The following is a 12,837-nucleotide window of genomic DNA, read 5'->3' on the forward strand; positions in this document are numbered from 1 at the left end:
TTGCATAGGTGTGACATGATGAAGGCGGCCGATTCTCGGTGGGTTCTTATCGTGTTCTTACTGGTAACAATCATGGTGGGCGACCCGCTTCGGGCAATGGGAACAAAAGCCCTAGCGGTTCTCGAGTTTGATGCAGAGGGGATTTCCGAGCAGGAATCCCGCGTCCTCACCAACCGCCTGCGCACCCACCTGGTTCAGTTTGGTGTCTTCAATGTTCTGGAGCGCGGCCAGATGGAGTCCATACTCGCGGAACTGGACTTTCAGGAAACCGGCTGCACGTCCGATGAATGCGCCGTCGAGGTGGGCCAACTTCTGGGCGTGGAACTCATGTTGGCTGGCACCTTCGGAAAGCTTGGGGAGACCTTCACGGTTGATCTCAGGCTCATCGATGTCGGCTCCGGCTCAATCCTTCGATCCGCTCTATTTGATCACCGTGGAACCATTGACGAAATGCTCGGTATAGGCATCGGGAAAGTCGCGCGGGATATCTCTAATGTTACCTTCGCCGAGGATGCCTCGGATGTTACGAAGCCTGCGGGGGAAGCTGCCACCTCGGCATCTCCCGTGACGGTCCTCGATTTTCAGCCCATTGAGGAACGTTACGAGATCCCTCGGGTGCTGGAGGTTACTGCCTTCGCCAGAGTAGATGAGGTCATTGCCTTCATGGCCGGCCATTTCCCCTCCGCCAATGCCATGGCAAATGAAGCCGCCGCCGGGGAGTTCTGGGGCGGCGACGGCGGATCCGTAACGGCCATCAGCTATGACGATTACGGCATCATTCTACTAAAGAACGGCGCCGGTGGGAAATCGGGCACATTTCTTGCTGCCAGTCAGGAAGGCTTCCCAATAATACCCCTATCGGCCTTAGAAAAAACCGTTGAACCCTTCCAGACCCAAGCGGCCGATCTGGAGGAATGGTACAGGCGCGTCGCCCTCGATCTTGCCACCAAGGGCTTCTCAAAAACCCTAATTATACTAACCAATGGCTACGGCGGAGAGGTACAGTATCGCGTCAACATGGATAATCCGGCTACGCTGGAGTACGATGTTCGTCCTTTGGAGAAAGGTGATTTCTCAGAACTGGCCTACGATACAATCATACGCAACGTCCGCCACTGGGTCGTTACCACCTATGGCGATATGGCCATTAAGTGGCATCTGTGAGGGGACGTACTCCCGCCCAGGGCCTAGTTACCCGGCTCGGTCTTGCCCACCACTTGCCTGACCGTCAAGTCTGCCGGCAGGAGAATTTTGATTATCTTTAGCGCTGCCATAGATTCCACATCTTGCGCACCGATTGACTCAGTAGCGACCGTCGACATCTGGACGCCGAAGGGAAAGCGGCTGTTAGTCTGGGGATCGAAAATGTGCAAATCAAAATATTCCCTCTCCCCATTGAGGGTAATCTGGCTCATGCCCTCCACGACCAAGTCGGCGCTGTGCTCCTTCACCGCCATGGCCCTGCCAAGCTCGATACGCACCTCGTAATTCTCGCCAAAAACTGTGACGGGAAAACTCTGCTGATCCATGCTGTAGCGCCCCAGTTCTACCGGGCTCAGCCTGAACGATTTTCTAGATTGCTGAAGGCTCTCCTTGATTCTGCTCTCCAGAAGAGCGATGGTCTGCCCTCCCTGCTGCCTCATCACGGAAACAATGCGGGCTCGCTGCTGGTTGGCCAGCGCCATCCGCTGCTGGTAAGCGCTCTCCGGTTCAAACTCCCCTCGGGGGTAAAACAGGTGCTTACTGCGTTGCGTGATCTCCTCCTCCATGTCAGCCTCAATCTGGCTCCTGCGCGCGATAAGCTCCCCCAGCGGCATTATTGGCACCTCCCGTTTGCCGATCCGGTAATTGGTGCCCGTTTCTGAGTCAATCACCACCAGGTTGAAATAAGCCCAAACCCCTTCTAGGTTCATCTGACGCTCTCCCTCAAGGTGTAGGCTGCTGGCCCTCTGCTTGAACTCCGGCGCCGCTGAGATGGGGATCGATAATCTGAAAGCGGTCCCAGATGATCGCACAGGAAATGTTTCCTCATCGGGATTGTACTGCCCTAGCTCAACGCTCTGACCGATCACCGGCTCAAGGGTTTGGAATAATACGCCACTGATCTGGTTGTGCAATGGGCCCAGGTCTATCGCCAGTTTGATTTCTGCCAGCGAATCAATCTGGGCCACGAGGATATCAGAGCGCTGTACCCGCAGCTTGTATGCCTGGGCCGTCTCGAACTCACCTCTGGCAGCCACCAGCCGCTTCTTCTCGGCCTCACGCTTCGCATGGTTCCGGTCAACGATCAGTTGTTTCTTCGCCAGCAGGGTCATTAGAGGGCCGAATGTCCGCCAGACGCCAATGGTCTTGTCGCTCGAGGCAGTCGCTACGAACGTGCCGTCTGGCGCATAGGCTACCGCCTTGATTTGCCCACTGTGGCCCCGCAGGATCTGCAGCGCCACCCCTGTTTCCACGTCCCATACCATGGCTGAGCTATCCAAAGATCCGGTAAGGAGATAGTGGCTGTCGGGCGAAAAGGCCACGGCGATTACTGGGCCCTTATGCCCGGTCAAAGAATGCACTTTTTTCCGTACGGCTGCATTCCAGATGATGGTGGTGTTGTCTGAGGAGCCCGTTGCCAGGAACTGACCGTTCGGTGAATAGGCGACAGCCAAAACGCCCTTGGGGTGTTCCAGCGAAGCTATTTCCTGTCGATCGGTGATATTCCATAATTTTAGGGCCTTGTCGGGCGAGCCCGTCGCCAAGGTTTTCCCGTCCGGAGAAAAGGCAGTAGCCATTACCCAGTGGGTGTGCCCCCTGAAAACCCCCACCCGCGTACCGCTGGACGCCTCTAGAAGAAGAGCTGTCTTGTCAGTTGATCCAAGGGCGAGATATCTGCCGTTCGGAGAATAGGACACCGACCGGATGCGTCCCGTTCCTCGCATGATGGTCGCCTGCAATCTTGATCGCAGGTCCCACACGATAACACTGCCGTTGATTGAAGCGCTTGCCAGGTAAGTGCCGCCCGGTGATAGGGAGATGGAGCTGATCGCTTGCTTGTGTCCGCTTAATACGTGGAGTTGCTGACCGGTTTGCAGGTCCCAGATAACGAGGTTAGCGTCATCCGAACCTGTGACTAAAAGGTGCCCTTCCGCTCCGAAAACGACGGCATTAACCCTTTTGGTATGTCCTCTGAGAGTCTTCCACGGGGCATTTTCGGTTATTTGGGCACGGGCCATAACAGTCAGGACCGCCATAAGCCCGGCCAGCATCAAGGCATTCAACATTCGCGTAGGCCTGATTTCTGAGTCCCCTATAACGCAATCGGAAACGGGGGTGAGACGCAGGGAGGGCACAGACGTATGTTATGGTTCGGGCATATCAATTTCAACATTTTCCATGTCCTTATACACGCCTCCTGATCGGTGCAGTCAAACACCTTTCGCGCCTAATAGTTAGGAATCGCCTTGCCCGCCAAGTCACTTTCTCCCCTGTAGGCATGTCCACCCCTTGACATACCCCCACCTTCTCCGTACCATTAGTCGCCCAGGATTCCATCGTCACGCCTGATTCCAAGCACCACACGGGACATGCACGAGCGGGACTCTGGGCGCTTCTTTGCCCGGCCTCCCATAGACCCATCGAGAGCGCGGCGCACCATTGGACTGACGCGTTTTTTCTTGACTGTATAGTCTCCTCTAACGACATTAAGCATGGCAGAGAAGGTGTCACCTTCCTGAATTTCCACACTGGTTCTCCGTACCAACAACGAGGTGTATGATGCACAAACTCACTCGGTTCTGGCCATTGTTCTTGTTTATCCCCATTCTGGTCTTGCTAGGGATGGCAGGGAAGGGGCCTTCGCCGGCTTTCGTCTCGTCGGAGCTGACAGTCGAGATTTCCGACGCCAGCCTAACGTTCATTGACAGCAACGGAGACATGGTTCCGGAGCCGAACGAGACTTGGCTGGTGAAGGGACGTGTTACGCAAATCGACGGGCAACCTGGCAGCGGCACCTTTTACTGCTGGGGGGCATTCTTGGATGAGGAAGTGGGCAGCCCCGCTGGTTTTACGGCATACATTCAGCGCATCCAGATTGATGGTCAGGGGACGCTCGTGATGTCCGGCGCGGAGATGGGCTCGGAGCCCATGGTACTGCTCGGTGGCACAGGCAAGTTCCTGGGAGCCACGGGAAGCTATACCGACGGTCCTATGTTTGAAGGGAACGACGTGGATGGCGACGGCGAACCGGAAATGGCCGGGTTGCCGATAGGCGTTGATCTCGATGGAGACGGCGACAACGACGGCGACGGTCGCCTCGTTAAGAACTTTGACATACTGTTACCTCAAGTATATTAGCCTGCTGGGTGCTAGTGCGCTATTAGGCCTTAGGTAATTTTTGCCGCCCAGGGTCCCCACCCTCACTCCCACCTACCCTGTAGCGGTGGGATGCATTGTGAGGAGGGGTCCTGGGCATTTCTTTACCCCAAAACAACCCCCCAGGAGGCCCTACACGTTGTTTTCGACTCAGCGGCAATGTGGCTCAGCCAATCCCCACTCCTCCCGCTTTCCCGTGCTGCTCGGCACTCACCGTTTTCACCTCCTCCAGTAGCTCTTCCTTGGTAATAATCCCTTTCCTCACCAGCAGCCGTGTTATCGCCTCTACCTGGACCAACTGGCCGTAGACCAGGTCCTCAAGCGAGACTGGTTCCCTATCCTTGGGTTCTGGCATTGGTGATCTCCTTTCCGCTGAATGTAAGGCCCAGCAGGGGGCTACAGCACAAACACCAGTAGCAGTTTAGCCCCCGGGATGCCTCCCGGCGTTTTTTGCCTGTGGCATGACTAGTACCACCCCAATCAATCCCGGTTGAGGCAGGCTATGGCGCGCTATGACACTTTCAAGGGCATGGGTGTATGTTGACATGCCTACCGCTCAGATGCCCACATTTACGGCCGTAATCCCCAAAGCAACTGGATACCGGGGGGCGGAGGGTGGGCAAGGGATGGGGAGAGAGATAACCTATCAAGGGCTTAAATGCTCACGGCCTCTGTGGACGTGATCGGACTGTAGTAAGGGATTCCCGCCCCTCATAAGGGCGATGCGTTCCCGTCGTGACGACTGAGCGAACTTGCAATTAGCCTGCAATTGTGGCGCGATACCTCCGGCTTGACAGGCCGGCGTTCATCGAAGGGGAAGAAGTAGCCAGTCGCTATTTAGTCACTGTGAAAGGCTCTGAATGTCCAATTCTTCCATCCCTCTCGGACGGCGGCCTCTATCAGTTCTTGTGGCTCGACAACCTCGAACACGTGGGCGTAAGTTTTAACTAGTATTGGGTCGTAATCCCGATTCGAGAAATCAGAGAAGGGACCGTATTTGATTGATTCCACTAGGGTGCCATCGGGATATGGTCGATTTCTTATGCAATAAACCATTTCGTTACCGTAGAAAGTGGCAGCCCTTACTACCTCTTTCTCAAAATCGTTAAGATCTTCTGCAGGCAATAATTCAGCGCCGTAATCCTGGGGGCGTTCATAGGTTATGACTTCAACGTCTCCCGCCGGGTACCCAATCCTCTTAGAACTTGGCAGCCAGCTAATCTTCAAATAGGCCCCCTGGGTTCTCATTGGCCGGGCGATTGATACGGCACGAATTTGCGCTTTGGCATCTCGTTCTATTATTTGAGATCTTCCGAGATCAATCTGATCTCTTAGCCAAGTAGTCTTTGCCATGATGCCCCAATTGCCTCCGTGATGTACGACCCTATATTAACGTGCCAACTCTGCCTCAAGCAACGAGCCCCCTTTACATCGCCCACTCTTTCCATACCATTATCCGCCCAGGGTCCTAATCCCTACCACTTCTGCGAGTGGGACCTCGATTGGTCTAGGGAGGGGTCCTGGGCGCTTTTTGCTTGTAAGCCCACCTCGCGACAACTATCATATGGCGTAATTATCGAACCTTATCCGGGGGGCGTCCCATGCAGATTGAATACAATACCAACTACCGCTTCGAGGGCCACAATACCCTAGTTCTCACCAGATTCAAGTTCTATTTCAATCGGGAGGATCACATTCTTCTCGAGCAGTTTCCCGAGGACACCTTTGAGATGCTCCTTGAGCTGTCGCACCACACATTTGAGAGTTGTTCCGACAATTTCCAGCATGAACACGCCGGCTCGCCTGGGAGTGCGCACTTTCTGAAGTTCAGCCTGGCGAAGAACAACCCCCGGGAGGACCCCGGACCGGTTGCGGCACCATCTTGGGAGACAGAGGAGTATTCCATCACCGAAAATATGCCGGGTGACAATAAACTTGATCCGCTAAAGCTGATAGAGAGCATCAAATCGCAAGCCACGGGTGTAATGAAAGACGCTGGCATCACGGCGCGTCGCAAAATTAGTAGTGTTCCAAGTGCCCCACAGTACCACGCTATCGAGGATATAAAGTACAAGTAGACCCCTAACGAGGGGGGCGACTAGGCTTATTCTCCCCCACCCGACGCCCCAGGATGCCCCCTGAGCGCGTTTCTATCCTGAAAGCGCACGCAGGTACCATAGGAGCGCCTTCCCTGGCGAGCCACCCTCCGCGCTTAGAAATCGCGATGTGCTAAGCAAATAAGCCCCGCGCCCGGCGGGGCCGGTGGACGCTACTGGACTTCCCGAATCGCTTCGCTCTCGGGATAAACTTCTCGTCCAGCCTCTGTCACAGGTCGCAAATGAATGAGGGTTAGAATTGCTCCTAACCCTTTACTTTTTAGATGTGGACGCTACTGGACTCGAACCAGTGACCCCCGCCTTGTAAGGGCGATGCTCTAAACCAACTGAGCTAAGCGTCCCCGGACTCGGCGCCGCCTACTCAACGACCACCCCTTCGCCGAAGACATCCTCCACAGCGGGGCGCTCGTGGTCGCGGTCATAGTCCCGCCCATCGGATTTAGCCGGACCGGTGGCGGGTGGTATCATGGGCTCCCGCTCCAGGGCCAGCTCCAGCACCTGCGACATCTGCTTGGCAAAGGAAATTTTCAGGTCCTTCTTGACCTTGGCGGGCACATCTTCCAAATCCCTTTTGTTCTCAAATGGCAAGATGATGTGCCTCAGTCCGGCCCGGTGTGCGGCGGTAATTTTCTCCTTGACCCCGCCCACGGGCAGCACGTTGCCCCGCAGGGTTATCTCGCCGGTCATGGCCACGTTTTCCTTAACGCGCCGGCCGCTGAGAAGCGAGACAATGGCCGTGAGCATCCCCACGCCTGCCGAGGGGCCATCCTTGGGAATAGCGCCAGCGGGGACGTGGACATGCACGTCCCAGGCCTTGTAAAAGTCGGGTACAATGCCCAGGTCCGCGGCGTGTGCACGGGCATAGCTCCATGCCGCCCGGGCCGATTCCTTCATCACATCACCCAGCTGTCCGGTGAGGATCAGCTGGCCGCGACCGGGCATGCGTGAGGCTTCGATGAACAGGATGTCGCCGCCGGCGGCCGTCCAGGCCAGGCCGATGACGATGCCGGGCTCCTGCGCGCGTTCGGCCACCTCGGAATGGTAGGTCTGCGGCCCCAGATACTGGCTCACGGCGCGGCTGGTAATCTTGACGGATTCCGCACCCTTGCCTTCCACAATCTCGCGGGCCCGCTTGCGGCAGATATTGGCAATTTCGCGCTCCAGGTTGCGTACACCGGCTTCACGGGTGTAGCTGTGAATGATCTCCCGCAGCCCGCTGTCATGAAAGCTCAACTGGGCGGGCTTGAGGGCGTTCTCCTTGATCTGTTTCGGGACCAGAAAACTCTTGGCAATGTTCACCTTTTCGTCGTCGATGTAGCCGGTAAAGTCCAAAATTTCCATGCGGTCCCGCAAGGGCCCGGGAATCTGGTCTTTCCGGTTGGCGGTGGCGATGAACATGACCCTGGAGAGGTCGAAATCCACCTCGAGGTAGTGGTCATTGAAGGTATGGTTCTGCTCAGGGTCCAGCACCTCCAGCAGGGCGGAGCTGGGGTCGCCACGAAAGTCCATGCCCAGCTTGTCGATCTCATCGAGCATGAATATGGGGTTATTGGTGCCGGCCTTTTTCAGCCCCTGAATGATGCGACCGGGCAAGGCGCCGATGTAGGTCCGGCGGTGCCCGCGAATCTCGGCCTCATCCCGCACCCCACCCAGCGATATGCGCACAAACTTGCGCCCCATGCTGCGGGCGATGGACCGGCCGATGGAGGTCTTCCCCGTTCCCGGAGGACCCGCGAAACAGAGGATGGGGCCCTTGAGGGTGCCGTCTCCGTCCTGCTGGGCCTTGAGATTGCGCACCGCCAAGTACTCGCTGATGCGCTCCTTGACCTTGTCCAGACCGTAGTGGTCCTCGTCGAGGATATGGCGGGCATTGACCACATCGTTGTTGTCCTCGGTGGACTTGCTCCACGGCAGGTCGGTGAGCCAGTCTATGTAGGTGCGGGCAACGGTGAACTCGGGCGACTGCGGCGGTATCCGGGTGAGGCGTTCCAGTTCTTTCAGGGCCACCTTTTCCGCCTCCTCAGACATTTCCGCGGCTTTGACCTTGTCCTCCAGCTCTTTCTGGTCCATGGTCTGCTCGTCTTCGCCCAGCTCCCGGCGAATGGCTTTCATCTGCTCGCGGAGGTAGTATTCGCGCTGGGTCTTGGAAATCTCGTCCTGCACCTCAGATTGGATTTTCTCTCCCAGCTCGGCGCGTTGTATCTCCCGGTTGACAATCACCGTCGACTTTTCCAACCGCTGCTTGACCTCCATCTCTTCCAGGATTTCCTGTTTCTCCTGATTAGGGATATTCATCATGGAGATAGCGCGGTCGGCCACGCGACCTGCATCCTGAATGTTGGATAGTACGCTGGCCTGTTCATCCGTGAGATAGGGTACCACCTCAATGAGGCGGTGATAAATCTGGCGCAGGTTGCTGACCAGTGCGCTGGCCTCAAGGCTGTCGTCTTCCGTTTCGTCCACCCGGCTGATGACCGCGCGGAAATACGGGCCCGCTGTGAGAAATTGGTCGATTTTGACGCGGGCGATGCCCTGGACAATGGCCGACTTGGAATTGTCGGGCATGTCGAAAATCTTCATGACAACGGCCAGCGTGCCCCAAACGTAGAGATCGTCTTCCGTGGGAACCTCGATGGTGCCGTCCCGCTGGGCCACGACCACCAGCATCTTGCGGCCGGAGGGCAGATCGTCGATGAGTTTGAGCGACTGCTCGCGGCCTATGTATATGGGGATGATCTGCTGCGGAAATAGGACGGTGTTGCGCAGTGGCATGACCGGGAACTCTTCCCCCCCGGCGATTTTCACTTCCTCCGGATCAACCTGCTCGTTCTGTCCCTGGTCCCCGTTCTTTTCGCTGTCAGACATTGATACCCCGCTTAACAGTTAGTGCCGTGAAAGTTTCCGACCCGCCTGCCCCAATAGCAACAACTATCATGCCGCTGACAGGGACCGGACGGTTTAGATGGGCAACATCTGCCGCAATGGCTGACTCCCAATAAAATGCAGCCGCTTTGGCAGATTGTCAGACTGGCCGGGTGGTCTCTACGCGGTGGATCACCTCCAGCGCCCGGACGGTCACCCATGCGTCACCTTCCCTGTCTCGTCCGGCGACGCGGGGGAAATGGCCGTTGTCCAGCTGCTGGTCCAACAGCCAGGTGTAGAGCTTCTTGAAAGTCGTGTTGGACGGGTTGCTGCCGGCCAGTGACAGGCCGTCCAACACCTTCAGCGTGCCACCCTGAAAGAGGCGCTGTCCCTGAGACCCTTCCGCCAACACATCCCACGCACCGGCGTCGGGGAGAAGCGTGGTGGAGTTGGCTTCCAGGGCGTGCTCCAGCAGGTATTCAGCGGCGCGGGGCAGGCGCTGCTTGATCCGGTAGCTGGGGTAGCGGGCGATGAAGGCCAGCACCTCCGCCGTGGTCCAGAGGCACGACGGCGGACGGACGCGCCGACCCGCCATCTCGGGGTGCAGCCAGCCACCATCCTCGCGCTGGCGCTCTGCGATCCAGTGGGCTGCGCGGTGGACAGGCGGCGCATTCCGTTGTCCCAAGGTCATGAGCAGGCGCCCAATGCTGGCGTGGTGATGATAGAGCAGTGCAAAGCGGCCATCGGGCCGTTGGCGCTCCAGCAGTGCCCGGAGGCCGCGGGTCACATCGGGCCAGTTGCGGTGGGCGCCAAGATGAACCAGCGCGTGGAGATTTTCCAGGAGCCCCAAAAGGACCAGTTGGCCAGCCGCCCCTTTCGTGTCAGGGGTTGGCGCATCGACCGGCCAGGTGCCATCCGGTCGCTGTCGGCGCAGAATGCGCGCCACCTCGGGGGTTTCTGACAACCCCTTGCGCAGCTCGCGCATGATAGCCTTGGCCTCACCGCTATTTTCCTGCACAAGCAGTGCGAGCAGCCGGAGCTGGGCTCCCGGTGGCCCGTTGCGGAATATTCGCCTGATGGGATTCACCTGCAAGACCCGAACCCAGGCCGGCTCCAGAGACAGAAGCCTTCTTATGCGGGCTAGAGTCGCGTGGGGAGCAGGTGACAGGTCACGCAGTTGCGGCGCGGCTCGTGGGGGACCTTTTTGGCCACCAGTCCTAACGAAGGGAGCTCTTTTCCCTGGGCGTGACACTGCAGACAAACCTCCTCACTGACGAAACTTGCATGAAAGGGCTGAGCGCTGAGTGGCGGCGGTGTGGCCACTGAAGCGCCCAGACTCAGGCGGCCGGCAAACGAGGGCCGGTAGACCAGGTAAACCAACAGCAGGCCGGCCACGACAATAACCGAAATCAGTGCTGAGCGGGGGCGTTCCATGGCTCTGCCGGGCCGGCCACACCTACCCCGCTTGCGCCGCGGAACGCGCACCCAGCAGGGCCGCCTGCTCATCGGCGTGGTAGGATGAACGCACCAGTGGACCCGATTCCACCACCTTGAATCCGAGCCGGAGACCCGCGCGACGATAGCTGTCAAACTCCGTGGGATGGACGAATCGGTCGACGGGCAGGTGGCTGCGGTCGGGTTGGAGATACTGGCCGATCGTGAAAATCTGGCAGCCCGTTGCGACGGCGTCAGCCAAGAGTGCATACACCTCCTCGGGCCGCTCGCCGATGCCTACCATGATGCCCGCCTTTACCGTCATCCCATGCGCGTGGGCGTAGCGCAGAACTTCCAGGCTTTGCCGGTAATTTGCCTGGGGCCGAACCCGGCTATACAGGCGCGGCACCGTTTCCAGATTGTGGGCCAATATTTCCGGGTGGGCAGCCATGACCTGCTGGAGGGCCAGGCGGTCGCCCCTAAAATCGGGGATCAGAACCTCCACGCTGCAGCCGGGCACCTGCCGGTGAATCTCACGGATGGTTTCCGCCCAGATACGGGCGCCGCCGTCGGGCAGTTCGTCACGGTTAACCGAGGTGATGACGCAGTGCGCCAACCCCATGGCCTTCACCCCCTCGGCCGCCCGGGAGGGCTCCTGCTCATCCAGGGACGATGGCCGCCCCGTCTTGATCGCGCAGAACCCGCACGAACGGGTGCAGACATCGCCGAGGATCATGATGGTGGCGCTACGGCGCTCCCAGCACTCGTAAATATTGGGGCAGCGAGCCTCCTCGCACACCGTGTGCAGACCCTTGTCGCGCACGAGCCTGCGAATGTCGCGGTAGTTGGCCTCAGTGCGGATCTTGATCTTCATCCACGGGGGCCGCCGGGATCCAGCGGGCAAGTTGGCGCGCTCAGTTTGAGCAGCGGATGCCAATGGTGGCGTCGGCATGCTTACAGTTCCTGTTCCCAATCCAGAGTCTCCAGGTAGTGGATAATGCGCTGCAGGAAGCGTGCGCCGTAGGCCCCATCAACCAGGCGATGATCGTGCCCCAGGGAGAGCATCATCATGGAGCGGATGACAATACTGTCACCCATCGCGGTTTCCATGACCACCGGTTCCTTCTTGATGGCACCCACACCGAGGATGGCCACGTTGGGCTGGTTGATAATGGGTAGCCCGATGATGCTTCCAAAAACCCCGAAATTGGTAATGGTGAAGGTGCTCCCGACGGCCTCATCGGGCTTCAACTGGCCATCGCGGGCGCGCTGAGCAAGGTCGCTCATGCTGCGGGCCACCCCCAGGAAATTGAGCTCTTCCGTACGCTGCATGACCGGCACAATGAGGCTGTCATCGGGCAGAGCCACGGCGATACCCAGGTTAATGTTGCGCTTCATGATGATATCGGCGCCCTTGATGCTGGCATTGGTGAGGGGAAACTCGCGGATGGCCTTGATGGTGGCGTAGGCGATCATGGGCGTGTAGGTGAGCTTGAACCCCTCCCGCTGGCGGAAGGCATCGCCGTGCCGGGCGCGTGCCTCGACGGCGCGGCTCATATCGCAGTCGGCGACCGAATAAACGTGGGCCGACGTGTCCAGCGATTGCCGCATGTGCTCGGCAATGCGCTGACGGACGCGCGACATGGGCACCACCTCGTCCACCAGGCCCTCACCCCGGCCTGGGACAGGGGTAGCTTGCGGCTCGCCGGCAGCGGTGAGCGGGGCGACTTTCCCGCGCGCTTCGAGATAGGCCAGCAGGTCGGTCTTGGTTACGCGTCCCTGGCGACCGCTGCCCGCAATGCGGCCCAGTTCGTCGAGGGCCAGGCCCTCTTTTTTGGCGATCGCCCGCACCAGCGGGGAGTAGAAGCGGCCGTTGGCGCGGCTCGTCGGGGGAGCCGGGGGCTGGGGTTGACGCTCAGGCTGCGGGACTACGGTGGGCTGACTGCCGGCGCCGGGCCCAGCGGTGGATGGCGGCTGGGCATCGGCTTTGGGGCGGTCCTCAGCAGGAGCACCCGCCACCTCCTTGCCAGGGACTTCGCCTTCCGTGCCGATGCGAGCGATGACG

At 58.7% G+C, this 12,837-nt stretch carries 11 protein-coding genes and 1 tRNA gene; 3 read left to right on the plus strand and 9 right to left on the minus strand.

Annotated features, from left to right (window positions below; translation table 11 throughout):
* Positions 1–96: 96 nt before the first annotated feature.
* Positions 97–1,164: a hypothetical protein gene (locus IH971_09010; protein MCH7497978.1), complete on the plus strand. Its 1,068-nt coding sequence runs from the start codon at positions 97–99 to the stop codon at positions 1,162–1,164.
* Positions 1,165–1,187: 23 nt separating this feature from the next.
* On the opposite strand, the gene IH971_09015 is transcribed toward IH971_09010, so the two are convergent.
* A complete protein-coding gene (locus IH971_09015; protein ID MCH7497979.1) occupies positions 1,188–3,269 on the minus strand; it encodes a WD40 repeat domain-containing protein in 2,082 nt (693 codons plus the stop codon).
* Between the two features lie 493 nt (positions 3,270–3,762).
* On the opposite strand from IH971_09015, the gene IH971_09020 reads away from it, so the two are divergent.
* Positions 3,763–4,341 carry a hypothetical protein gene (locus IH971_09020; protein MCH7497980.1) on the plus strand — a complete coding sequence of 193 codons (579 nt, stop codon included), beginning with the start codon at positions 3,763–3,765 and terminating at the stop codon, positions 4,339–4,341.
* Positions 4,342–4,525: 184 nt separating this feature from the next.
* On the opposite strand, the gene IH971_09025 is transcribed toward IH971_09020, so the two are convergent.
* Together IH971_09025 and IH971_09030 are read right to left on the minus strand one after the other, a co-directional pair.
* On the minus strand, positions 4,526–4,714 hold the full coding sequence (locus IH971_09025; GenBank protein ID MCH7497981.1) for a hypothetical protein: 189 nt from the start codon (positions 4,712–4,714) through the stop codon (positions 4,526–4,528).
* Between the two features lie 482 nt (positions 4,715–5,196).
* A complete protein-coding gene (locus IH971_09030) occupies positions 5,197–5,712 on the minus strand; it encodes a hypothetical protein (protein ID MCH7497982.1) in 516 nt (171 codons plus the stop codon).
* Positions 5,713–5,960: 248 nt separating this feature from the next.
* On the opposite strand from IH971_09030, the gene IH971_09035 reads away from it, so the two are divergent.
* Positions 5,961–6,437, plus strand: coding sequence for a hypothetical protein (locus IH971_09035; GenBank protein MCH7497983.1), 477 nt, complete (start codon positions 5,961–5,963; stop codon positions 6,435–6,437).
* A 305-nt stretch (positions 6,438–6,742) separates the two neighbouring features.
* Here the strand turns inward: IH971_09035 and IH971_09040 are convergent.
* From IH971_09040 to IH971_09065, 6 genes are all read right to left on the minus strand, one after another.
* Positions 6,743–6,817 (minus strand) — tRNA-Val (locus IH971_09040).
* A 16-nt stretch (positions 6,818–6,833) separates the two neighbouring features.
* A complete protein-coding gene (lon, locus tag IH971_09045; GenBank protein MCH7497984.1) occupies positions 6,834–9,341 on the minus strand; it encodes an endopeptidase La in 2,508 nt (835 codons plus the stop codon).
* 157 nt (positions 9,342–9,498) lie between these two features.
* A complete protein-coding gene (locus tag IH971_09050; protein ID MCH7497985.1) occupies positions 9,499–10,431 on the minus strand; it encodes a hypothetical protein in 933 nt (310 codons plus the stop codon).
* A 47-nt stretch (positions 10,432–10,478) separates the two neighbouring features.
* Positions 10,479–10,772, minus strand: a complete 294-nt coding sequence (locus IH971_09055) for a hypothetical protein (GenBank protein MCH7497986.1) — start codon at positions 10,770–10,772, stop codon at positions 10,479–10,481.
* Positions 10,773–10,794: 22 nt separating this feature from the next.
* Positions 10,795–11,724, minus strand: a complete 930-nt coding sequence (gene lipA, locus IH971_09060) for a lipoyl synthase (protein MCH7497987.1) — start codon at positions 11,722–11,724, stop codon at positions 10,795–10,797.
* A gap of 2 nt (positions 11,725–11,726) precedes the next feature.
* The coding region (locus tag IH971_09065) for a 2-oxo acid dehydrogenase subunit E2 (protein MCH7497988.1) at positions 11,727–12,837 on the minus strand (1,111 nt) is incomplete at its 5' end.

Source organism: Candidatus Neomarinimicrobiota bacterium (assembly GCA_022560655.1).
Classification (GTDB): Bacteria; Fidelibacterota; Marinisomatia; order SCGC-AAA003-L08; family TS1B11; genus JADFSS01.